We start from the raw sequence: 23,024 nt of genomic DNA on the forward strand, positions 1-23,024 counted from the left end.
GCACTGCCCGCTCCCGCCGCGCCGTCTCCAGTGCGAGCGCGAGAGAGACGATGCTCAGGCCGATGATCAGCAGTGTCAGGGGCACCGCGAGGTACCACCCGAATTCCACGGATGCCTCGGTGTGGCCGTTCACCATCTGGGCCAGTGGTGCGGGCAGCGTTCTCGCTTCCGGGATCGTCGGCTTCCTGATCATGGGCAGGACGGCTGCGGTGGCCAGCATGAGCAGGCCGGCCAGCGCCGGCGCCGCCGCGGTCGCCGCGAGCCGGCCCTTGGACCGGACGCCGCCGAGCACGCCCAGCACGGCGGCCGCCGCCGCGCACAGCAGAGTCACCCGGCCCAAGACCAGATCGAGTCCGGCGGAGGTGGTCGTCATCCTGCGGGGGAGTTCCGCCATGGAGACGGTCACCGTCTGCCAGGGCAGGAGCACCGTGACCATCAACAGTGCCGCCGCGCCTGCGATGACGAACCCCGGCCAGCGGCCGTTGCGTCCGCTCCGGCGCGGCACGCGCGCCGCCGGTTCACCCGCCTGCGGCTGCCAGGGGGCTTGTCCCGGCGGCGGGGGCGCGAGCGAGTTCAGCGTCCGCTGCGCTTGGTCAAGCGTCATGCGTTCGGCCGGGCTCTTGCGCATCAGGCCGTGGAGAACAGGCGCGAGGGGACCGGCGTTCGGCGCGGGAGCGGGCTCTTCGGTCGCGACGGCGACGAGAACGGCCCCGGGACTGGTGCCCGCAAAAGGCGGACGGCCCTCCACCGCGGTGTGCAACGTCGCCCCTAGCGACCACAGGTCCGACTCCGCGCCGGCGGGCAGGCCGCGGACCTGCTCGGGGGACATGTACGCGGGGGTCCCCAGGAGTGCGCCCGAACGCGTCAGGGTCGCGTCGCCCTCGACGGCGGCGATACCGAAGTCGGTCAGGACGACCCGGTCACCCTCCAGCAGCACGTTGGCGGGCTTGATGTCGCGATGGACGATGCCCGCCTGGTGGGCCGCGCGCAACGCGTCCAGAACCCCGAGGCCGAGCGCGGCGGCGCGGTCCGGGGGAAGAGGGCCGTGCTCGGCGAGCAGATCGGCCAACGACGGACCGGGCACCAGTTCCATGACGATCCAGGGTTGCCCGTCATCGGTCGTGACCAGGTCGTGGACGGTGACGATGCCCGGATGCCGGAGCCGGGCCGCCGCCCGCGCCTCCCGATCGACCCGCGCCGTCCACGCGCCGCGCTCCTCGGCGTTCAGGCCTTCGGGCAGCCGCAGTTCCTTGACCGCGACCTGGCGGCCGAGCCGCTCGTCATGCGCACGCCAGACGGTGCCCATACCGCCGCGTCCCAGCGGATCCATGAGCCGGTACCGACCCAGCAACATTCGCCCGAGGTCCTCAGCCACGCCAGGACCGTAGCCCAACAGCCGCACGCCCTGTCAAACAAACACTGATGTTTGCTGAAACATCCGGAAGCAACTCCCGGCATGACCAGCGATCGTACGCACCCGATCGTCACGGAGAGGCGATTCCTTTCGGCGGGACGCGAGGTCTACATGGTGGGAGGCGCGGCCCGCGCGGCGGGCCGGTCGGTCTCCCTCACGCACACCGAGAAGGAAAGGCCGATCGCCGATGAGCGTTCCCGCGACCATGCGTGCGCTGCAGCAGACCTCCCTCAACGGCCCGCAGGACATGCGTCTGATCACCGACGCGCCGGTGCCGAGCCCCGGCCAGGGCGAGGTCCTGATCCGCGTCACCGCCGCCGGGGTCAACTTCGCCGACGTCTCGAAGGCGCACGGAACGTTCGGAGACGGCCCGCGGCCCCCGTACGTGGCGGGTTTCGAGGCCGCCGGCGAGGTCGTCGCGGTCGGCGAGGCGGTGGCCGGCCCGCAGCCGGGGGCCCGCGTCGTCGGCGTCGGAAACGGCGCGTTCGCCGAGTACATGGTCCTGCCCGCGGCCGGGGCGGTGCCGGTGCCCCCGGGCTGGACGGAGCAGCAGGCGCTGGGGCTGGTCGTGAACTGGCCCACCGCGCTCGCCGCGCTCAAGCCTCTGGGCGGTGTCGCCGCCGGGCAGGTCGTGCTGATCCACGCCGCGGCGGGCGGGACCGGCCAGGCCGCGGTGAGGATGGCCAAGCACTACGGTGCGACGGTCATCGCCACCGCCTCGCCGGGCAAGCACGAGACAGTGCGGGCCCTCGGAGCCGACCACGTCCTGGACTCGCTCGACGGAGACCTCGCCGCCGAGGTGATGGAGCTGACCGGCGGCGCCGGCGCCGATGTGGTCCTGGAGTCGGCCGGCGGCGCCACGTTCGCCGCCGGCCTTGCCGCGGCGAGGCGGGTCACCGGCAGGGTCGTCGTCTTCGGCATGGCGGGCGGCGAGGCCGCGATCACCAACTGGGAGCTCGTGTACGAGCACCAGGTCCAGATCATCGGGCTCAACATCGGCGCGCTGATCCAGGCCGCTCCGCAGATCTTCGGCGAGGTGATGGGCGAGTTGTTGGCGCTGATCGCGGACGGCGTGCTCACCCCCAGCCTGCCCACCGCGTACGAACTGGCCGACGGCCCGAAGGCTCTGGCGGAACTGGAGGCCAGGGCCACCGTCGGGAAGCTGGCCCTGCTGCCCTGAAGAACGCTTCAGAACCCGGCCGGTGACGCCGCACACCGGCGTTCCCCTGACAGGAGTTGGAACAGATGCCCGCAACCGTGGACCCGGCAGCCAACCAGATGGCGCGATTCGTCGTGATGTACGACGTCCCCTCTGATGTCGACGCGTTCGAACGCCACTACAACGATGTCCACATCCCGTTGGCGAAGCAGTATCCGGGCCTGCGCCGTTTCACGCGCAGCCATGAGCCGGCAGCCGTGATCGGCGAGCCGTGCTACATGGTCGTGATGCTGGACTGGGACGACATGGATGCGCTGGAAGCAGCGCTCGGGTCCGAGATCGGTCGGCGCACCGCCGAGGACGCCGGGACGAACCTGGCCCGCTACGCGACGTTCCGGGGCATGATCCTGCAACTCGATGAGGTCTGATCGCGTGCCCCGCCCCTGCGGGGAGGGGGCCCGCCGTGGCGGGGCCTGACGACGCCGGCGCGCGGACCAGGCCCGGAGCGCCTCGTGAGTAGGCTCGTGGCGTGACGTCGGAGGTGCGGGCGACACCGAGTCGAGAGCGGTTCACCGCCGAGACCGAGCGGTTCCGCCGGGAGTTGCTGGCGCACTGCTACCGCATGGTCGGGTCGGCGCACGATGCCGAAGACCTGGTGCAGGAGAGCTACCTGCGGGCGTGGCGGTCCTACTCGGGGTTCGAGGGCCGGGCGTCGATCCGGTCCTGGCTCTACAAGATCGCCACCAACGTCTGCCTGACGGCGATGAAGCCGCGCCCGATCCGGGTGCTGCCCTCGGGTCTGGCGGGCCCGCAGGACCGGCCCGACCGCCCGCCGAGCCCCGTCGCGCCGGGCGAGGTCTCATGGCTGGAACCGCTGCCCGACGCATGGATCGCCCCGCCCGCCGACGATCCGGCGGCGGTGGCGGTCGAACGCGAGTCGCTGCGGCTGGCGCTCATCGCCAGCCTGCAGCACCTGCCCGCTCGCCAGCGTGCGATCCTCATCCTGCGTGAGGTGCTGGCGTTCTCGGCCGCCGAGACCGCGGAGATCCTCGACACCACCACGGCGGCGGTCAAGAGCGGGCTGCAGCGCGCCCGTGCCCGGTTGGACGAACTGGAGCCGAAGCCCGAGGAACTGCTCGAACCGACCGACCAACGGGCGCGCGCGCTTCTCGACGGCTACATCGCGGCCTTCGAGCGCTCCGACGCCGGCCTGCTGGAACAGGTGCTGCGCGCGGACGCCGCGCTTGAGGCGACGCCGTTCCGCGAGTGGCAGGCGGGCCGGGCGATGTGCGTCCACATGCTCGACGCGTACGTGCTGGGCACACCGGGCGACTGGCGGATGATCGCCACCGCGGCCAACGGCCAGCCCGCCGCCGTCGTGTACCACCGGGACGCGGACGGCGCGCACCGCGCCGACGGCGTCGTGGTGCTGGCCCCCGCCGCCACCGGCGTCACCCGCGTGGTCAAGTTCCATGATCCCGGGCTGGTCGCGGCGTTCGGCTTCCCGGACGTGCTCGCGGACTGACCCGTCGGCCGCCGGCGCGGCACCACGTCCGGCCCGTGCCCGGCACGTTCCGTCTCAGCAGCGGAACTGGTTGACCTCCCACCTCTCGTACGACCGGCCGAGGTCGGGGCGCCACGACTGCCCGGCCTGGACGGTGCTGTAGTACTTCCATCTGCCGCTGGAGTCGGTGGTCCTGATCTCGGCGCAGTACCCGGAGGCGACGTAGTAGCCGTCGGCGTAGGGCCAGCCGAAGCCGCTGGCGCAGTCCGTACGCTGGCCGACCGGCAGAACTTTGTCGTAATAGCCTGCGGCGTAGATTCTTCCGTAGCCCCGCCAGTCGAACATCACTCCGAGGCCGATGTCGCCCTGGTTGCTGATGTAGCTGGTCCCAGGCGAGCACGCTCTGGCGCTGGAGGGTGAGCTGGCGGGTGCGGCGTTCGCGGTGACGCTCAGAGGGAGCGTGGCGGCCACACCCAGGACCAGCACCGTCGGCCTCTTCCCGTACTTCATCGTCCTGCCTTTCTGGAACGTGTCGGGTTCTCTGTGATCGAGGGTGCGGGACGCAGAGGATCATGTCCTTACGGCCGGGTGCACACTTCTTTAGTCAGCGCACACTGCCGCCGGACCACATGGCCGTGAAGGCAGGATCTCGCCCCACCGAACCCGAACGTCATCGCCGCCTGGGCCCTACGAGGAACCGGTCACGGCCGTTCGGCGGAACTGGCGGGGTGACAGGCCATAGGCGGAGCGGAAAGCCTGGCTGAAGTGGGCCGGGCTGGTGAAACCCCAGCGGGCCGCGATGGCGCCGATCGACGTGGCGGTGAGGAGCGGGTCGCTCAGATCACGTCGGCACTGTTCCAGGCGGCGTTCGCGGATCCAGCCCGCGACGGTGTGCTCTTCGGCCCGGAACAACTGGTGCAGGTAGCTCAACGAGATGTGGTGGGCGGCGGCGATCGCCCTCGGGGTCAGGTGCGCATCGCCCAGGTTCGCTTGGATGAAGGCATGGATCTGGGCGAGCAGCGCGCGCCGTCGGCTGCCCGGCGGTACCTCGCTGTCGGCGTCCAGCGCGCTGGCCAGCGCCGCGGTCAGGACGTCCAGAGTCAGGGTGGACACTCGCAGGGCCTCGGCCGCACTGAACTGCTCAAGGCGCCGGGCCAACTCCAGCAGGTACTGCGAAGCCAGCGCGCCGACACCCTGATCGCCCCGGATCCGGACCCCGCTGAGCTCCCGCAGGCCCCGCTCGGGCAGGGGCAGCACCGACCGCGGGAATTGCAACGAGAGCAGTTGGCCGCCCGCAGGGTCCGTCGATCCGAACCTGGTCAGGTAGGGACGCGAGCTGTCACGGAGCATCAGATCCCCGGCACGCAGTTCCGCATCCCGACCGGCTTGATCTCCTGCGGCGTGACCACGCACGACGCAGGTCACGAAAAAGGTCTCCGGGTCGGACTGGCGGATGAGCCTGGACGTTCGCTGGATCGTCAGCGACTTCGCACTTAATAAGGTCGCCTGCACGGAGCCGAGCCCGCCCAGAGCGACATGGGCCTGAAACGTGTCTTCCAGATGCGGCTCGCTGTGCGCATCAAGCGGCATCCACATCTTCGAGCTCATCTCGCGCCAGAAAGCGAACCGATCTTTCGCTGGAATGGCGGCGAAGCTGACCACGTCCATGAGTCACCAAAGCTGTTGACGCTGCGGGGTCGGACCAGCAGCATCACCCGCGCGCCCTCACCGGCGCAACCGCCGGCGCGACGACGTCCGAGGCGCCCCGCGGCGACGGCATGGTGAGCCGCCGCGAAACGCGCCGGCCGCGGGGGTCAGATGGTCACGCAGGGCAGGCCCACCGAATGCCACGCCCCGCCGTAGCGGGACCAGCCCTCGGCGCACACCTGCCCGCTTCCCCGTCCGGACCAGCGCCGCGTGTCGTAGCCCGCGGGCCAGTAGCCGTTCGGCGAGGACCGGCGCGAAAGGCGTCGAGGATGGCGCTGCACGGCGGTCGTGGGCATCACCCACGACGGGGACGTCTCCCTCCGCCGCCGCGTCCCTGGTCAGCGGGTGGCCTACGGAACGGTCCGCTCAGGCGAAGGGCGGCGGACCGTTTCCGACCAGCGTGATGACGTCGGACCAGGCTTGCGAACCGCCGAGCGTGACCTGTGCCTCGCGGCCGTCGGGCAGTCTCAGCGTCTGGTCGTGAGGGGCGCCGGCATCGAAGTCGGCGATGGTCGCGGTCCCGGACCACTCCCGCTGCTTGGCGCGCAGATCGACGTACACCTCGACCTCGGTTCCCCCGCTGTCGATCAGGGTGGCGGACCCCCGGTACCGGCTCACGCCCGGGCCTTCTCATCGTGGAGTGTGCTCATGAAGACGCACCATAGTGCGGACGTCGGACGTTCCCAGGCCGCGCCGCTTCCTTCCCCCCCCGCAGGCAAGGTCGTGCCGCCCGCCATCGCCTGGCCCGCCCGTCGGCGTCGGGCGTGTCGTCCGGCCGGTTCTGCGGACATACCCGCGTAGGGTGAGGAGCAGGGTGTGGCCACACCCTTTCAGCGAGAGGCATCGGCCCATGAGGCTCGAACTCACCAACTACGAAGCCCTGCATGGCTGGGGCGTCGTCAACAGCAGCGCCGGGTGGCATGCTCAGCGCAACCGCAAGCCGCCCGCGGCCGAGCAGGCGGTCGGAGACATCCTCTTCAGGGCTTACGACTGCCGGACCAGCACCACGACCACGGTCGAGTTCAGCGATGACGAGCGTGCGAGCCTCGCCGAGCTGGTCAGCGAACACATCGCAGCGTGGGTGAAGCGCGGCCGGGAGAACGCCGCGACACAGCACCTGCGCTCGCTGGTCGTGAAGCTGGGCGGCTGACATCCCTACATCGGGCAACCCGCAGCGCAGGTTCCGTCTCGCCGACGATGTCCTGTGGGACGAGTACGGCCAGGCGTGCCGTGAGGTCAACGGCAGCGCGGACCGCAGTGACGACATCCGCAAACATGTCGAGGCCGTCGTCGCCGAATGGAAGAAGCGGCGTCAGACGAGCTGAACTGGGCTGCTCCGCCTCCGTCCCGCCTGGTGCGGCTCACCATCCACCTGGTCGACCCGACCCCCTGCGTCGTTTGCACAAGCCGTCGGGCCGAGGTCATGCGGGCCGGATCATCGATGCGTGCTCTCTGAGCTCGCCGATTCGCAGCAGGTGCTCGGTGAGGGCGTAGATGGACGGCCTCGCGTCCTCGAACTGATCAGGCACGTCGCTCTAACTTGTCAGTCCACTCCGCTGACGTTACGGAAAGTGGCGAGAGATAACTCTAAGTCACTATGGTGGCGATGCGAGGAAACGGCAGCAGGTCGGCGCATCCCCCCGCCCGACCCTGCTCCGCCAAAGGCCGTTCACCTCAAGCCAAGAAGGAGAATCCCCCGTGAGAAGTAATCTGCTGCCCAAGGTCGTGCTCACCGGCCTGAGCGCGCTGAGTCTGGTCGCCGCCTCCGGCGCGGCCTCCATGGCCGCCACGGCGGCCCCTCACCCCGCGCCCCCTTCCGAAGGCCCGGCTGCGGAAGCGGCGCCGGGCAACCCTCCCGTCAATGAGGCGGCCGTGGCCGTCTGCCGGAAGGCGCTGGACGACCTCGAGGTCCGGGAGGGCGTGTGCTTCTGGAGCGGCCAGGGCTTCAGCGGCGACATGTCGGTATACGCCCGCCCGTCCGGCACCGACACCTGCGGCAGCGTCGACCCCGTCAAGTCGGCGGTCAACCTCACCCGCGAGACCCGGCTGCTGTACGCCTTCTACGGCTGCAACCCGGCCAACTTCATCGCCCAGGTCGAACCGAACGAGGCACGCTCCCAGTTCGGCCCCGACACCAACGCCCGGTCCTGGCGCTGACCTGCCCCCGGTATCCCCGGCACCGTCAGCAGCTTCGACCTCGAAGGAGAAAAGCGATGAAGTCCAATCTGACCAAGCCCGCCGCCCGCCCGGCCTCTCGCCTGGCCTCTCGCCTGGCCGTGGCGGCCCTGCTGCCCGGCGCGCTTCTGGCCGCCGCGGCAGCGCCGGCCATGGCGGCAGCCGCCCCCAACCCGCCGGTCCCCGCAGCCCCCGCAGCGCCGGCCAATCCGCCGGTCGATGACCCCAACCCCGCCAAACCCGACCCCGCCGACCCCAAACCAGCCGACCCCAACCCGGCCAACCCGCCGGCCGAGCAGCCCGTCCCGCGCGGCACCTACATCATCCGCAACAGCGTCACCAACGGCGCCCTGCTGCCGTGGGGCGGCGGCCAAGAACCCGGAACGGTCGTCGACACCATCCAGAACTGGCCGTCCAAGCCCACCGCGCAGCACTGGAAGATCACCAAGGTCACCGACCGCAAGGACACCAGCAGCGGCGTCACACGTTCCGCGTACAAGATCGAGAACATCGGCGCGCCGGGCCAGTGCCTGCAACCCAACAACAACATCCCCCGCACCGACCACTACGACATCATCATCCAGAACTGCAGCAACCCGCCCACGGCCGGGCAGCAGTGGTTCCTGGTCGCCTCCGAGGACACCCCCGACGGCTACGTGGTCAAACCGGTGAGTTACGCCAGTCGCGGCCTGATCCCGGCGTACCTCAACACCGCCCACGCCCGGGTGCGGCTGCTCACCGCCAGCGACACCAGTGGATTCACCTGGCTGCTGGAGCGCCAGGGCACCTGACCGGGGCCGCGAGGGGCCGCGCCTCGCCGCGGCATCACCTGCCTCCTGGCTTCCGTTCGGGCCCGCACCCGGGGCCGAACCCGCCCTGGCCCAGGTGCTGATCGGGTGCTGTGCCGCCCGGTTCAGCTCCCTCACCTCGCCCCGTCTCCGATCCCGCCATCTCCCGGCGCCCCTTTTCCGGCGCCCTGCAAAGGAGCACCATGTCCGGCAGAAAGCTCCCCGGCCTCATCACGGCACTGGCATCAGCCGCGATCATGCTGACCTGCCTGCCCGCCACCGCCAACGCCACCACCGACCCCAGCACCGGCCCCGCCGCCGGCGCGGCCGCGGCGCAGCCCGCCGCCCGCCACCAGGACGCCGACCTGACACTGGAGGTCGGCGGCCCGCCCAAGACCTTCTCCTGGCCACCGGACCAGAAGAACTACCCGCCCCAGCAGGTGAGCGTCACCGCGCCCCCCTACACCCGCATCACGGCCCTGGACCTGCACTGCACCCAGGGCCACCAGTGCCCGGTCAAAATCGCCCCTGACGGCAGGTCCGCCACCGGTGACTTCACCGTGAGCTGGACCTTCACCGACGCCATCGAAGTGACCCTGCAAGCCACCGACGACGCCCCCCAACAAGGCGGCACCTTCGAAGGCTCCATCACCTTCGGTGACCAGACCCGCACCATCACCGTCACCATCCTGGCCCGCACCCAGCCCGCCGTGACCGCCTGCCGCAAGGCACTGGACCAGCTCCAGGTCCGCGAAGGCATGTGCTTCTGGCCCCAGCAGGACTTCCAGGGCCAGATCGTCGTCCGCCCCCGCCCCTCGGGCACCGACACCTGCGGCACCATCAGCCCCGCCAAGTCGGCGGTCAACCTCACCCGCGAAACCCGGCTGCTGTACGCCTTCACAGGCTGCGAACAGGCAAACTTCATCGCCCAGGTCGAACCCAACGAAGGCCGCTCCCAGTTCGGTCCCGACACCTCAGCGCAGTCCTGGCGCTGAGACGTCCCGTCGCCCCGCGACCCATCGCCGACGACATGTCCGCCAGCCCCACAGCGACCGGTAGTACGGCGTCCGCAGATCTCAGTCAGATTCGTTGATCTGGACGACGCCGGGCGCGGCTGCTGGTGGAGCCCGCACAGCCAGGCCGCCGCACACCGGCGGCCTGGCCGTCTCACTCCCACCACCCAGCGTGGAAGGCCAGGTCGGTGCGTGGGTCATGGCCCTCCGGGCAGGTCCCGGGGGGGTGAGAATGGGGGTGCCGTTGGACGGGTAGGGGCTCGCACATACAGCCGAGTTAGAAGGCGGTGAGTACCCATGACCACGGCACACGACCAAGAGACCGGAGAGGTGACAGGCACCAAGGACAAGGACTACAACCTGGTCTGGTTCGTCGAGCAATGCCTGAGCAACGCGTTGCGGCTGGAGACCTACATCGCCGACGCCGAGCGTGGCGGCGACCGTGAGCTGGCGGACCTGTTCCGCCGCGCCCAGACGGAGAGTCGCAAGGGCGCCGAACAAGGCAAGGAGTTCCTGCGCCGCCGCCTAGGATGAAAGCCGGAAAGACACCGTCAGCCCGCTGCCCAGCGCTGATCGACAGCGGGCTGCTCACTTGACCAGCGCCCCACTGGCTCCCCCCGGCGGGCGGAGGTGGGACGAGGAGCCCTGAGGTCAGGCGGTCGTCTGCGGGGCGAGATGCTGGAGGAAGAACTCGGTCATGAGGGCGAGCGTGTTCTTGAACTCCTGGTTGTAGACGACGAAATGGCCGCCGGGCAGGGTGACGAGCTGCTTGGGGTGCAGGGCCCGCTCGTAGGCGGCGAAGGCCAGGTCGCTGTGAGTGAGGATGTCGTGCTGGGCGACCACGAGCATGAGCGGCGTAGGGGAGATGCGGGCGATGTAGTCGCCCGGCTCGTAGCCGGCGATCGCCTCCACCGACCGGAGCGTGACCTCGTTACGCCACGTCGCCAGGCGCTCCGGCTCGATCGTCTGGTACCACTCGTAGGTTTCCCGGTCGGCCATCGCGGCGGGCTCCCCGGGAGTCGCGGTGACGAGGGGGATCATCGCCGGCGCCTCGCCGTTGAACCGGGCGAGCCGGTCGGCGTCGAAGCTCCTGCGCACCTCGGCGAGCGCCTCGCTGGGGATGAACCGCGACAGGGTCGTCCCGCCGCTGATGACCGGCACCTGCGAGTAGACGGCCTTGACCCGCCGGTCTATGGCCCCGACGACGAGCACGTGCCCGCCTGAGAAGCTCGACCCGAACACCCCGATGCGCTCGGCGTCCACCTCGGGACGCGTGCACAGGAAGGTGATGGCGTCCCGGTATCCCTGGATCTGTGTCCAGGGGTCGACCTCCTGGCGCGGCTCGCCGTCGCTCGCGCCGAACGAGACGTGGTCGTAGAGGACGACCGCCAGCCCGGCCGCGGCGAGCGCTTCGGCGATGTCGTCGGTGTACTGCTCCTTGACGGCCCCGAGTCCGTGGGTGACGACCACGGCAGGGTGCGGGCCAGAGGAGCCCTCGGGGGTGTAGAGCCATCCGCGGAGGGTCGTCCCCGCCGAGACGAACTCGATGTCCTGGCGCATTTGCGGGTCCTTTCGTTGGTGTGGCGGGTGTACGCCGCGGCCTATGGAGGGCCGGGGGAGTCACCCGGGGTGAAGACGCCGCTGAGGGCGGCGGCGTGCGCGGCCGCGGCGGCGCTCTCGGCGATGTCGTCGCCGACCGGTCCGCGGGCGACGAGCAGGCGGTAGTAGAGGGGGGCGCCGACGGCGCTGATGATCGCGATGCCGTCGGTCCCCGGCGGCAGCTCGCCGCGCCCCACGGCCCGTTCGACGATCCGGGACGCGAGGCGGTTGCGCTCGGCGATCACCGTGGCCCAGGCGGCGGAGGCCTCGGGGGACCGGACGGCGGCGGCCACGACGCCCTCGACGAGCGCCCGGGCCCTGGGCTGCCTGTACAAGGCGGCGATCTCCAGGGCGAGCGCTCGGAGGTCGTCCTTCAGCGAGCCGGTGTCGGGTATCGGGATCTCGGTCTTGCCCAGTTCGCCCAGCAGGTCGACGACGAGTCCCTCGACCGTCCGCCATCGCCGGTACAGGGTGGCCAGGTGCACGCCCGAACGCTCGGCCACCTTCTCCAGGGTGAGTCCGGCGTACCCGCCGGCCTCCAGTTCCTCCCGGGCCGCGGCCAGCACCGCCGCACGGGTGCGCGCCGTTCGGCCGCCGGGCCGCACGGCCCCCGCCGCGCGCGGCTTCGCATCCATGCGGCGCCCCTCTCTGTGGGTCACGTCACAAGGTAACGCGAAGTTCTTTGCATTAACAGTCCTGGCGGCAGTTGATCTGGGGGAGCGCGCGGTTCGGGTTCGATGGCGGTCCCGTTCAGGGCCTTCGGGGCGTGATGGGTGCATCTGCACAACAATCCCGTCCCTGGCCTCAGGTGCAGGGCCAGCGGTTCCACCGGCGCGAATGATCTGGACGTCCTCACACGGCCCGCGCCCGATCGAGAACAGGGGCCGAGGGACGCAACATCGCGGGGCTGGCCTGCGCGAACTCGACACCCGCACGGCCGGCACAGACCTCACCCATACCCGCGCCGCGCTGAGGAGCGTCGGCGACCTGTCGTCATTCCGGCCCTCCCCGGACGGGCGGACCGTCACGGCCGTCAAGGAGGACGACGGCGACAACGGGACGTTCAAATCCGTCGCGATCGTGGAGCTGACGCCGGCCCCCCGGGGGCGGGTCCCGCAAGGCGGCCGTCCGCGAGCTCGCCCGCATGACGGACCAGCAGATCACGCCCACCGCACCGGTGGATTTCCGGACCTCCCTCGACGCGACCGGCAGGCACCTCCTCGTCAGCTCGCGCCACGACCGGGCCGTCTTCCGCATGGACGACGGCCGCTTCCACCGTCTCCCCGACATGCACCGCACCGACCTGGGCCTGATCGCCTGGTAGACCCCGCCCCTGGGGGCGCGGGCCCGGCCGGGCGGGGTAGTGATCCTGGGGAGGGAAAGGGTCAGTAGGCGAGGGCCCCTTGAGCGGGAGGGACGACCGGATAAGGGTCCCCAGGATGGGCAGGAGGACCGTGAAGTCAGACCGCTCATTCGGGGGCCGTTACGGAAAGCGAGGGTCAAGTGTCTGGTGCCGTGGTCATCGTCGGCGCCGGCCTGGCCGGGCTGGCGTGTGCGGTGAGGCTGCATGAGGCCGGGATGGCTGTGCGGGTGTTGGAGGCGTCCGACGGGGTCGGAGGCCGGACGCGGACCGACATCGTCGACGGGTTCCGTCTTGACCGGGGGTTCCAGGTCTTCAACACCGCCTATCCCGAGGCGAGGCGTGTCCTGGACATCCCGGCCCTGGACCTGAGGCCGTTCGCTTCCGGTCTGCTCGTGTTCCATCAGGGACGGTGTGAGCGCGTGATGCTCCCGTGGAAGCACCCCCGGCATGCGCTGAGCGGCGCCCTTGCCGATATCGGCTCCGTCCGCGACAAGGCCGCGCTGGCCGCGATGACCGCCCGCGACCTGACGTTTCCAGTCCCCCGGATCCTGCGCGAAGCCGAACGCGACACGGCCGCGGAGCTTCGCCACTGGGGCATCTCCGAGCAGATGACCGAAAAGCTGCTGCGCCCGTTTCTGGCCGGAGTGCTGCTGGAACGGGAGCTGGAGACCTCAAGCCGCTTCTTCCACCTGATCTGGCGGTCGTTCGCACGCGGCACCATCGGCGTCCCCGCCCTCGGGATGGGACGGATGGCGGAGCAACTCGCGGCGCGGCTGCCGGACGGAGCGCTGTCACTGGAGACCGCCGTGCGAGCGGTCACCGGTGAGGGGGTGCAGACCTCCGACGGGGGGACCATCGAGGCCGATGCCGTCATCGTGGCGACCGACCCCGTCGGGGCCGCCGCCCTCGTCCCCGAGATCGAGGCGCCCGTCATGCGGGACGTCACCACCTTCTACCACGCGGCGCCGAAGTCCCCGCTGAAGGAGCCCCTGCAGATCCTGGACGCCGAGGGGATCATCACCGACTCCCTCGTCCTCACCGACGCGGCGCCCGAGTACTCCGCCGACGGCCGCGCGCTCATCGCGACCTCCGTGCTCGGGATCGACGCCGACGAGTCGCGCGTGCGCGGCCGGCTGGACGAGATCTACGGCGACACCGCCGCGTGGCAGCTGATCGCCACTTATCCGGTCAAGGGCGCTCTTCCGGCGATGCCTTCGCCACTGCGGCTGCGCCGCCCGGTGCGGATACGCAGGGGACGCTACGTCTGCGGCGACCACCGCGACACCGGATCCATCCAGGGTGCCCTGGTGTCCGGCCGCCGCGCCGCCGAAGCCGTCCTGGCCGACCTGCCCGGCTGAGCCGCCGACCGGCAGGGCGGCCCCGGGCGGGTCCACCACGCGAGCGGGCGCTGGAAACGCTTCTGAGGATGCACGGTGCCGGGTATTGCGCGGGTCTGCCGCAGAATTCGTGGCGAGCATATTGAAGGCGCCGGGTCGATTGGAGGCTCGATTCCCGAAGACATCGGGTTGATCTGCGACTGCATTGAACGACTCCGCACCCGCGACGTGATCGGCCGCCTGGTAGCGGCATCGCCGTTCCCTTTGCTCGCCGCGTTGATGTGTGTGGAGGCGGCGCCGTGGCGAACTGTCCCACCGGGTGCGCAGGTGCAGTGAGGGCCCTGGTTTCGGATGCGTGGCGTAGGAGTCGCAGGTCGTATTCTGGTGGGCGATGGGAACACGAGGGGTGGAGGGCGCATATCAGGGTGCCCTTCGGGCGTTTCAGAACCCGATGCTCGATCTGCTCCACCGGACCTATGCGCCGTTCGTGGTGACGGTGCTTGCGATGATGTTCACGCCGGAGCGGCCGGCGGTGGCGGTGGCGGATGCCCATGCGGAGCTCGCCGATGCCCTCGAACGGTTGCGGGCGGCGGGCTACGGCGAGGAGGGCGACCAGCCCCTGCCCGCGGGAAACGCCCGTGACCTGTGCAGGCAGTGGGTGCACGCGGGCTGGCTGGTGCGGCAGGTCTCCGACGACATCGAGGTGTACCGGCTGTCCGCACATGGGGTCGGCGCGCTGGAGGTGGCCGGCCGGGTCGGCGGGGCGCGCACCAGGGTGTCGGAGTCCCGGGTCCGGACGCTGCTGGAGGCGGTCGAGCGGCTCGCGCAGGATGCGGACCCGGACGTGATGGCCCGGATGGCGCGCCTCCAGACGGAGATCGATCAGCGCCAGAGGGAACTCGAACGGCTCGAACGGGGCGGCGCCATCGACACCGTCGGCGACGACCAGTTGCTCGAGGCGGCCGAGAACGTGCTGCATCTGGCACGGGAGTTGCCCGCCGACTTCGCCCGCGTCGCCGAGTCGATCAAGGCCATGCAGCGGGACGTCGTCGCCGACCTGCGGCAGGACGCGCGGCCGACCGGGGAGGTGCTGCGCGAGTACCTGGAGCGCGGCCGGCAGATCATGGACACGACACCGGAGGGCCGCGCGTTCGCCGGGGCGATGCGCCTGATCGGCGACCCGGCGCAGATCGACGACCTGTGGAACCTCCTGCGCACCGTGTTGCGGCACGGGTTCACCGAGCTGATGCCGGAGCCGCAGCGGCGGGAACTCGCCGAGATCGCACGCCGGATCGAGCAGGGCGTCAAGGAGGTGCTGGCCGCGCAGCGGCAGGCGTCGCACGTCATCACCACCCAGGTGCGCGACCATGATCCGATGCGCGACCGCCAGGTGGACGAGCTGCTGCGGGACGTGATGTCGGGGTTCCACACCTGGGTGCCGAGGTCGCGCCGCGGCGCGGTCGTCGCTCCGCTGCGCCGCCTGCCGGTGGCCGACGTGAGGCAGCTGCGCCAGACGCTGAGCGACCTGCGTCCGCCCCAGCCGCCCACGCCGCTGCGGGAATGGGACGAGGTGGAGGACGTGCCGGACGCGGACACCCGGGCATGGGGCGGTCCCCAGTACGCCGAACTGCGCGCGCATCTGGCGGCGTTCGCGGGGGACGCGGGGGACGCGGACGGCGTCGACGTCGCGGCCGCGTTCCGCGCGGCGGCCGAGCGGATGCGGCGGCCGGTGGATCTGCTCGGCCTGCTGGAGATCGCCCATGGCCTCGGAATGACCGACACGGACGAGGTCGTGGTGGTCGACGCGGTCCGGCCGGACCAGACCCGGCGGCGTCTCGCGTTCGGCGGAGTGCTGGCGGCGAACCCGGCGAGCCCGGCGACGTCCCGTGCCGCGGACGGGTCCGGCGCCGCCGACGACGAGGGGGCGGGGAGCGGCGATGAGTGAACCGAACGGCGCGGAGGACGACTGGTCGACCGGCGCGGCGGCCGGCTTCATCGACCCGGTGGCGATGGAGGACGACCCGTCCGAACTGTTCGCCGGAGACACGGGCACGCTGGACGTGGACGTGCGGCGGGTGCTGGTACGGCTGCTGCAGCGCAGGTTCCTGCTGGCCGAGAAGAACTCGGCGCAGTGGCGCACGCTGCTGGAGAACCAGCAGCTCATCGAGTCGCGGTTGCACGACCTGTTCGTCCGGCTCGTGGTCGATCACGACCGGGGCATCGCCTACAAGCAGCAGGTGCGCTCGGCGGAGCTGGACGTCCCGATCCTGCTGAAGGACGACCCCTACAGCCGGGCCGAGACCCTGGTCCTGGTCCATCTGCGGACCGTCTTCCAGCGGGAACGCGGGACCGGCGAGACGTCCGCGCGGGTCGACATCGAGGAGCTGGAGCAGACCGTGCTCACCTACTTCGACCCGGACGACCACAACCTCGCCCGCGGCCAGCGCGAGATCCGCAACGCGGTGGAGCGGCTGGCCAAGGACGGGCTGCTCGCGGAGGAGTCCGCGGGCCGGTACCGCATCACGCCGCTGGTCGAGGTCGTGCTGAGCACCGAGAAGCTCACCGAACTGAGCCAGTGGCTACGGGAGCAGAACGAGGCCGCGCCATGAGCATGATCGACACGCTGTTCGGCCTGATCCCGGCGGCATCGCGCGGGCAGCAGTGGGTGGCGAGGGACCTGCAGCTGGTCAACTGGGGCGGCTACGACGGGTACCACCGCATCCGGTTCGCCCCGGGCGCGACCCTGTTCAGCGGCGGTTCCGGGTCGGGCAAGTCGACGCTGATGGACTCCTACATCGCGTTGCTGATGCCGCACACCACGCCGTTCAACGGGGCGTCCAACGGCGGGGTGGTCGGCCGGCCGCGCGGCAAGGACCAGCGCAACATCCTCTCCTACGCGCGCGGGAAGCTCGACGAATCGCGGACGGACGGCGGGACGAAGGTGCGGGTGCTGCGCGGGGACGGCCGCGACACCTGGACGGCGATCGCGATGACCTGGGCGGACCGGAGCGGTGCGGTGTTCACCGCGCTCCGGGCCTGGTACGTGCCGTCGTCCGCGCGCGCCCTCGACGACGTCGTCGTGGTCCGCGCCGTCCGCGACGACGTCTACGACCTGCGCGAGCTGGACGGCCCGGCGGGCAGCAGGTTCGCCCGCGACGCGGTCGCCGCGACGGGCCTGACGTGCTTCGGCACCGACCGGGACTTCACCGCCCGGCTGCACACCTCGCTCGGCATCGGCGCCGCCGGGGACGGGCACAAGGCGGTCGGGCTGCTCGGCCGGATCCAGGCCGGCCAGCAGATCACCACCGTCGACGCGCTGTACAAGACGATGGTCCTGGAGGAGCCGGCCACCCTGGCCACGGCGGACGAGGTGGTGCAGCAGTTCGACGAGCTGTCCGGCACCCGCGAACGGATGATCATCGCCCGGCGGCAGGTGCGGGCGCTGGCCCCCATCCGCGACCACCGGAGGGCCATCGACGGCGCGGCGGCGCGGCTGCGGGTGATCGAGGCCGTCGGATCGTTCACCGACCCGGCGTCCCCCGCGGCGCTGTGGTGGCACGAACGCCGGCTGGACCTGCTGCGCGCGGCCGAGCAGGACCTGACCGGGCGGCGCCGGCGGGCCGAGCAGGAGGTGGCGGAGACGGCCGCGGCGATCGGCGTGGCGGAGTCCCGGCGGGACGCGCTGCTGGACACCCTGCGCGCCTCCGGCGGCGACCGGCTGGAGACCGCGCTCCGGGAGGTCCGCAATGTGGAGCGGCGGCTGGCCGACGTCGAACGCGGACGGGACCGGCTGGACCGGGCCCTGGCCACCATCGGCGCCACCGTGTCGACCGGCGAGGACTTCGCCGCTCTGGTCGACACGGCGCGCCGGGCGCTGGCGGACTCGCAGGCCAGGAAGACCGCCCAGAACGAGTTCGCGAAGGCGGCGGGGGAGGCCGCGGCCGCCGAACGCGAACTGGCCGGTCTGCGCGGCGAGCGCGCGGCGGCCGAAGCCCGCCGCGGCAACATCCCCACCGACCTGCACACCGCCCGCGACCGGCTGGCCGACGCCGCCGGGCTCACCCCGGACGACCTGCCGTTCGTCGGCGAGCTGATCGAGGTGCGCACGGAGTTCGAACCGTGGCGGGAGGCGTTCAACCTGGCGCTCGGCGGTTTCGCCACCCGGATGCTGATCGACATCGGCCGGCTGAACGCGTTCCGCGAGGCGATCAACGCGGTGAAGCTTCCCCGGCGCATCCAGTTCGAAGGCGTCCGCACCGGCATGCACGACGAGATCGGACTGAACGACAGGACGCTCCCCGGCCGGCTCGACTACCGGCCGTCGCCGTTCACCGCCTGGCTCAAGAGCGAACTCGTCCGCGGCTTCGACTTCGTCTGCGTCGAGACGCCCAAGCTGCTGATGCAGCACTCGAAGGCGCTCACGATCACCGGCCAGATGTCGCAGGGCAGCCGGGGCGCGCACGGCGGCCACGGCCGGGCCAACCTGCTGGGGTTCAGCAACACCAGGCTGCTCGCCGACCTCGACACCCGGATCGGGCACGCCCGGGAGCGCCGCGACGACGCCGTCGCGCGGGAGGCGGAGGCGGAGCGGACCCTCAACTCGTTCGAGGAGCGGCGCACCGCCTACCAGGCGGTGACCGAACTGTCCTGGGAGCAGGTGGACGTCGAGTCGGTCGCCGCCGAACGGGAACGCTGGAAGCAGGTCATCGCCGAGGTCCGCGAGGGAAACCCGGAGATCGACCGGCTGCAGCGGGAGGCGGAGGACCTCAAGCAGGAGATCAAGGACCTGACCGAGCGCGTCGGCGGGCAGAAGCGGGAGCTGCACGAGCTCGAGAGGAACTGGGAGTCGATCGTTGACGAGGTGGACGGAGCCCAGAAGGCGCTCGACACCGCCGCGGCGACCGGCACCGAGGTGAGCGCGGAGCACCGGGAGTACCTCACGGGGCTGTTCGACGCCGTCCCCGACGGCGCCGACCCGGCGGCCGCGCTGAAGGAGTTCGACGCCGCGCACCGTCGCGGCTCGGAACGGATGCGCGCCGACCGCACGTCGTCGGAGGAGGAGATCGAACGGTCGCGCAAGGCGCTGCGGGACACGTTCTCGACGTTCGTCGAACGCTGGCCGAACCCGAACCTCGGCACCGAACCGGAGGACTCCTACCGCGACTTCGACCGCCTGCTCACCGATCTGGAGACCAGCGGCCTGCACGAACTGGAGACCGAGTGGCGCGACAGTCTGCTCAAGCTCTCCGGCAATGACCTGACGAGCCTGGACAGCGAGCTCGCCGCCGCCGTCCGGGAGATCCGCGACCGGATCGACCCGGTCAACCGGATCCTCGCCGAACTGCCGTTCGCCGACGACGCCCACCGGCTGCGCATCGACCCGCAGGAAAGCCACTCCGCGGTGCGCGCCCGGTTCCGCAAGGAGCTGCGCGACGTGCGCGCCGTCATCGACAAGGCGGCCTCGGACGCCGACCGGGAACGCGCCTACCACCGCATGGCCAAGGTGATCGACCGCATCCGCCGCACCGCGCCCGAGTTCGCCGACCTGGTCGACGTGCGCAACCACGTCCGGATCAGCGCGGAGAAGATCGACCTCGCCGGCGAGCACGTCGCGGTCTACGACCACATCGGGGAGAAGTCCGGCGGCGAGTCCCAGGAGCTGGTCGCGTTCATCGTCGGCGCCGCGCTGCGCTACCAGCTGGGCGACGCGGGCGCCGAACGCCCCCGCTACGCCCCCGTCTTCCTCGACGAGGCGCTGATCAAGGCGGACGCGCACTTCACCGGCCGGGCCATCGGCGCGTGGCGCGGGCTCGGCTTCCAGCTCGTCATCAGCGCCCCCAACGACAAGCACAGCGCGATCGAGCCCCACGTGGACGCCGAATACCTCACCCTCAAGAACGCTGAGGGGCGGTCATGGGCGAAACCCATCGTGGCGGTGCCCGACGCATGACTCCCCGACTGGTCGCCCCGGCCGACGCGGTCGAGTCGCTCCGCCGCAAGGTCCACCAGAAGTGGGCGGCAGCCGTGTGCGCCGACCTCGGCGTCGGAGACCCGGTCACGTTCTCCGTCCCGCTCCGCCCCGGCGTGTCGACCGGCAGCGCGGTGGCACGGATCGGGCACGCCGCCTGGCACGAGTGGCACGTGGGCTGGCGCGAGTTCGCCGACCGGCACCGCACGGGCGTGCTGATCGTCCGCAAGCCGGTGTCCGTCCAAGGCGTGACGGACGACTACCCCGCCATGCTCGTCGCGGGCCTGGACGCCGCCGTCGCCCTGGTCTCCGAATCCGGACCGCCGCCCGTGGAGGTCGACCGCGCTCGTGCGCTCGCGTCGTCGCTGCGGTCCACCGGCGCGGTCCTCACCCCGGCCACCGTCCGGGCCGCTTACCAGCTCGGAGCCGATGACACAGAGGTGCTTCTCAGCGCAGTGACCTGGTTGCGCCGGAACCCGGACGCGGGCGCATGGACCGCACGGCAACTCCCCGTCCCCGGCATGCACACCAAGTGGCTCGACACCCATGGCGCATTGCTGCGCGACGTCGCCGGACGCGACGTCCGGGACGAGGTCCGGCCCCGGCCGGCAGTGCTGCACCTGACCTACGTCGACCCGGGTCACGTCGCGTCGGGCCGCCGCAGACATGACGCATGGACCACCGGCGACACACACGACATCGCTTACCGGCCGCGGATCGTTCTCGTCGTCGAGAACCGCGACTCCCGGCTCTGGTTCCCGCCGGTGCGGGACACCATCGTGGTCGAGGGCGGCGGCAAGGCGGCCGCGGCCCTCCTTGCGAACGTCCCCTGGCTCCGAACTGCGGAGCACATCGTCTACTGGGGAGACATCGACGCGGACGGATACGCGATCCTCGACCGGTTCCGTGCCGCACTGTCCGAGCCCGCACCGGACGGCGCGCCACCGAAACCGGTCACCTCGATCCTCATGGACGCCACCGACCTGCACCGCTACGCCCAGCACGGGGTGAACCATGACAAGGCCGGTCGTCCCATCAAGACGTCCCCGGCGATCCTGCCGCACCTCACCGAAGCCGAGGCGACCGCCTACGACACCGTGGCGACCGCAGGCCCCACCCCGTTCCGCCGGATCGAACAGGAGATGATTCCCCTCGCCCACGCGGCGACCCGGCTGCTGGACGTCGCCACGACATCTCCTCCGTAAGAAGGCCACGACCATCTCACCTCGGCCGCGTCTGCGGGCGGGCAGTCCAAGTGAGCAGGGCCCGGCTGACGCCGGGCCCTTGTTCGGAGCACTCGTTGAGTGTGAGCTGCGCCGGCACTGCGTGCCGACGGGTTGTTCAGGGCCGCGGTGTCGTTCCGCGTGCGAGCAGCCCTGTGGCCACCGGCGCCATGAAGGCGACGGTGCCCACCACTGAGACCAGGGACACGAAACCGCCGATGATCAGGGTCGAACGCGGCCCGAAGATCTCGGCCAGCCAGCCGATCAGCGGATAGCCGATCGGGCCGCTCCCGATGATCGTCAGGACGTACAGGCCCGTCACTCTGCCGCGCATCTCCTCCGGAGCGCTCAGCTGCGTGAGAGAAGAGGCCGTTGTGACGAACGACGCCATCGCCATGCCCGCCGGTAGGTGCATGGCCGCGAACGCCCAGTAGCTCGGCATCAGCCCGGTCACGATGACGAGCACCGAGAAGGCCGTCGCCGCGGTCAGCATGCCCCGCATGCTCGGCTGCCTCCGGCGGGCGGAGAGCAGCGAGCCGGTCAGCCCCCCGACGGCCGTCATCGCCGTGACAATGCCGAATGACGAGGCTTCGGTGTGGAACACCTCTCGGCTCATCAGGGCATCGGTCACGGTGAAGTTCATGCCGAACGCCGAGACCAGCAGCATGATGGTCATCACCATGGCCAGGTCGCGGTGCTCCAGGACGTAGCGCAGGCCCTCGCGCAACTGGCCCTTCGCCCGTGCCACCGGCACCTTGACGTACAGCTCGTCCTCACGCATGAGGCAGAGCACGAGTTCCATGACGGCGAACGACGCGGCGTTGATGAGGAAGACCGGACCGGTGCCGACGGCGGCGATCAGTACGCCGGCGACGGCGGGCCCGAGAATCTTCGCCGTGTTGATCGTCGCGCTGTTCAGGCCCACGGCGTTGGCCACGTCGCGGGGCCCCACGACCTCGAAGGTGAACGCCATCCAGGCCGGTTTGTTCAGCGCTACGACCAGGCCGAGACCGAAGGCCAGAGCGTAGACGTTCCACACCTCGATGGAACCGGTGACGGTGAGCACGCCGAGCACCAGCGCGAGCACGCCCATCGCCGCCTGGGTGATCAGGAGGACGCGCCGTTTGCGGTACCGGTCGGCCAGGACGCTGCCGTACAGGCTGAACAGCGCCACCGGCAATGCCTGGAGGCCGGCCGTGATGCCGACCGCGGCACCGCTGCCGTGCGTCAGCTCCAGCACCAGCCAGTCCTGGGCGGTCAGCTGCATCCAGGTGCCGATGCCCGAGACGCTGTGACCTGTCAAGAACAGCCGGTAGTTGCGATGGTTCCGCAGCGCGCGGAACAGGTCGAGACCCTGCTGAACCGCTTCGGGATCCCTGCCTGCCGGGCCCTCCCTTGCGGAGTCGGCTCCATCCTTGTCCGGAATCTCGGACATCGTTGTTCCTCTCGTTTGCGTGGTCTTCTCGTGGCGCCCCTTGAACGCCACGGCTAGAACCGTCCGGCCAGTGCACGGCAAAGCAAGAGATGGCCGGCCCTCCACCCGATCGATCGGGCGCGCCCCCGCTGTCAGCTGCTCACGGCTCACCTGGGGGGCGCCTCACCTGCGGTTCGGTTCAGCGGCTTCCACGCCGTGCTGAGCGAGGACTTGACGCCTTCCCCACTTGCGCCACCGTCTCTGCGGCGGGCCGACCACACGCGGAGGAATCGATCAGCCGGTCACGGAAGTCGCCGCACGAGACTCTCGACGCTCGTCGGCGCCCCGCCCACGACTGCG

The 23,024-nt window shown here is 70.9% G+C and carries 23 protein-coding genes; 15 read left to right on the forward strand and 8 right to left on the reverse strand.

All coding sequences use genetic code 11. The annotated features are described in order from the left end of the window. Positions 1 to 1,402, reverse strand: a 1,402-nt coding sequence (locus AB0K37_RS18755) for a serine/threonine-protein kinase (RefSeq protein WP_363982336.1), incomplete at its 3' end; no start/stop codon positions are given. 199 nt (positions 1,403 to 1,601) lie between these two features. Here AB0K37_RS18755 and AB0K37_RS18760 point away from each other — a divergent pair. From AB0K37_RS18760 to AB0K37_RS18770, 3 genes are all read left to right on the forward strand, one after another. Continuing rightward, on the forward strand, positions 1,602 to 2,594 hold the full coding sequence (locus AB0K37_RS18760; protein WP_363982339.1) for a zinc-binding dehydrogenase: 993 nt from the start codon (positions 1,602 to 1,604) through the stop codon (positions 2,592 to 2,594). A 65-nt stretch (positions 2,595 to 2,659) separates the two neighbouring features. Next, entirely contained in the window at positions 2,660 to 3,001 is a 342-nt protein-coding gene (locus AB0K37_RS18765; RefSeq protein ID WP_363982342.1) for an EthD family reductase, read from the forward strand. Positions 3,002 to 3,102: 101 nt separating this feature from the next. Then, a complete protein-coding gene (locus tag AB0K37_RS18770; protein ID WP_363982345.1) occupies positions 3,103 to 4,098 on the forward strand; it encodes an RNA polymerase subunit sigma-70 in 996 nt (331 codons plus the stop codon). A gap of 54 nt (positions 4,099 to 4,152) precedes the next feature. Here AB0K37_RS18770 and AB0K37_RS18775 read toward each other — a convergent pair whose 3' ends face one another. The 4 genes from AB0K37_RS18775 to AB0K37_RS18790 all read right to left on the reverse strand — a co-directional run bounded on the left by AB0K37_RS18775 (position 4,153) and on the right by AB0K37_RS18790 (position 6,402). Then, a complete protein-coding gene (locus AB0K37_RS18775; protein WP_363982347.1) occupies positions 4,153 to 4,587 on the reverse strand; it encodes a hypothetical protein in 435 nt (144 codons plus the stop codon). Between the two features lie 177 nt (positions 4,588 to 4,764). Further along, positions 4,765 to 5,745: a helix-turn-helix domain-containing protein gene (locus tag AB0K37_RS18780; protein WP_363982350.1), complete on the reverse strand. Its 981-nt coding sequence runs from the start codon at positions 5,743 to 5,745 to the stop codon at positions 4,765 to 4,767. Between the two features lie 146 nt (positions 5,746 to 5,891). Then, positions 5,892 to 6,080, reverse strand: a complete 189-nt coding sequence (locus tag AB0K37_RS18785; RefSeq protein WP_363982352.1) for a hypothetical protein — start codon at positions 6,078 to 6,080, stop codon at positions 5,892 to 5,894. 70 nt (positions 6,081 to 6,150) lie between these two features. Continuing rightward, positions 6,151 to 6,402: a DUF4873 domain-containing protein gene (locus AB0K37_RS18790; RefSeq protein ID WP_363982355.1), complete on the reverse strand. Its 252-nt coding sequence runs from the start codon at positions 6,400 to 6,402 to the stop codon at positions 6,151 to 6,153. A gap of 232 nt (positions 6,403 to 6,634) precedes the next feature. Between AB0K37_RS18790 and AB0K37_RS18795 the strand changes: the two genes are divergently transcribed. From AB0K37_RS18795 to AB0K37_RS18815, 5 genes are all read left to right on the forward strand, one after another. Beyond that, positions 6,635 to 6,934, forward strand: a complete 300-nt coding sequence (locus AB0K37_RS18795) for a hypothetical protein (protein WP_363982358.1) — start codon at positions 6,635 to 6,637, stop codon at positions 6,932 to 6,934. A gap of 548 nt (positions 6,935 to 7,482) precedes the next feature. Further along, positions 7,483 to 7,941 carry a hypothetical protein gene (locus AB0K37_RS18800; RefSeq protein WP_363982361.1) on the forward strand — a complete coding sequence of 153 codons (459 nt, stop codon included), beginning with the start codon at positions 7,483 to 7,485 and terminating at the stop codon, positions 7,939 to 7,941. 56 nt (positions 7,942 to 7,997) lie between these two features. Continuing rightward, entirely contained in the window at positions 7,998 to 8,750 is a 753-nt protein-coding gene (locus tag AB0K37_RS18805) for a hypothetical protein (protein ID WP_363982364.1), read from the forward strand. Between the two features lie 200 nt (positions 8,751 to 8,950). Next, a complete protein-coding gene (locus AB0K37_RS18810) occupies positions 8,951 to 9,742 on the forward strand; it encodes a hypothetical protein (protein WP_363982366.1) in 792 nt (263 codons plus the stop codon). Positions 9,743 to 10,090: 348 nt separating this feature from the next. Next, entirely contained in the window at positions 10,091 to 10,294 is a 204-nt protein-coding gene (locus AB0K37_RS18815; RefSeq protein ID WP_363982369.1) for a hypothetical protein, read from the forward strand. 117 nt (positions 10,295 to 10,411) lie between these two features. Here AB0K37_RS18815 and AB0K37_RS18820 read toward each other — a convergent pair whose 3' ends face one another. Further along, positions 10,412 to 11,320 carry an alpha/beta hydrolase gene (locus AB0K37_RS18820; RefSeq protein ID WP_363982372.1) on the reverse strand — a complete coding sequence of 303 codons (909 nt, stop codon included), beginning with the start codon at positions 11,318 to 11,320 and terminating at the stop codon, positions 10,412 to 10,414. A gap of 41 nt (positions 11,321 to 11,361) precedes the next feature. Beyond that, positions 11,362 to 11,994 (reverse strand): TetR/AcrR family transcriptional regulator, encoded by a 633-nt coding sequence (locus AB0K37_RS18825; RefSeq protein ID WP_363982375.1) that lies wholly within the window; start codon positions 11,992 to 11,994, stop codon positions 11,362 to 11,364. A 509-nt stretch (positions 11,995 to 12,503) separates the two neighbouring features. Between AB0K37_RS18825 and AB0K37_RS18830 the strand changes: the two genes are divergently transcribed. The 7 genes from AB0K37_RS18830 (at position 12,504) to AB0K37_RS18860 (ending at position 21,232) form a co-directional block, all read left to right on the forward strand. Then, positions 12,504 to 12,683, forward strand: coding sequence for a hypothetical protein (locus tag AB0K37_RS18830; RefSeq protein WP_363982378.1), 180 nt, complete (start codon positions 12,504 to 12,506; stop codon positions 12,681 to 12,683). Between the two features lie 191 nt (positions 12,684 to 12,874). Continuing rightward, on the forward strand, positions 12,875 to 14,080 hold the full coding sequence (locus tag AB0K37_RS18835; protein ID WP_363982446.1) for an NAD(P)/FAD-dependent oxidoreductase: 1,206 nt from the start codon (positions 12,875 to 12,877) through the stop codon (positions 14,078 to 14,080). 75 nt (positions 14,081 to 14,155) lie between these two features. Continuing rightward, positions 14,156 to 14,395, forward strand: a complete 240-nt coding sequence (locus tag AB0K37_RS18840; protein ID WP_363982381.1) for a hypothetical protein — start codon at positions 14,156 to 14,158, stop codon at positions 14,393 to 14,395. Positions 14,396 to 14,450: 55 nt separating this feature from the next. Next, positions 14,451 to 16,004 carry a DUF3375 domain-containing protein gene (locus AB0K37_RS18845; RefSeq protein ID WP_363982384.1) on the forward strand — a complete coding sequence of 518 codons (1,554 nt, stop codon included), beginning with the start codon at positions 14,451 to 14,453 and terminating at the stop codon, positions 16,002 to 16,004. Continuing rightward, a complete protein-coding gene (locus tag AB0K37_RS18850) occupies positions 15,997 to 16,668 on the forward strand; it encodes a DUF4194 domain-containing protein (RefSeq protein ID WP_363982387.1) in 672 nt (223 codons plus the stop codon). The genes AB0K37_RS18845 and AB0K37_RS18850 overlap by 8 nt, the downstream gene beginning before the upstream one ends. After that, positions 16,665 to 20,009, forward strand: coding sequence for an SbcC/MukB-like Walker B domain-containing protein (locus AB0K37_RS18855; RefSeq protein WP_363982390.1), 3,345 nt, complete (start codon positions 16,665 to 16,667; stop codon positions 20,007 to 20,009). The genes AB0K37_RS18850 and AB0K37_RS18855 overlap by 4 nt, the downstream gene beginning before the upstream one ends. Further along, a complete protein-coding gene (locus AB0K37_RS18860; protein ID WP_363982393.1) occupies positions 20,006 to 21,232 on the forward strand; it encodes a Wadjet anti-phage system protein JetD domain-containing protein in 1,227 nt (408 codons plus the stop codon). The genes AB0K37_RS18855 and AB0K37_RS18860 overlap by 4 nt, the downstream gene beginning before the upstream one ends. A 136-nt stretch (positions 21,233 to 21,368) precedes the next feature. Here the strand turns inward: AB0K37_RS18860 and AB0K37_RS18865 are convergent, their stop codons facing one another. Then, positions 21,369 to 22,835, reverse strand: a complete 1,467-nt coding sequence (locus tag AB0K37_RS18865; protein ID WP_363982396.1) for an MFS transporter — start codon at positions 22,833 to 22,835, stop codon at positions 21,369 to 21,371. Positions 22,836 to 23,024 lie beyond the last annotated feature (189 nt).

Source organism: Actinomadura sp. NPDC049753, from assembly GCF_040674655.1.
GTDB lineage: Bacteria > Actinomycetota > Actinomycetes > Streptosporangiales > Streptosporangiaceae > Spirillospora > Spirillospora verrucosospora.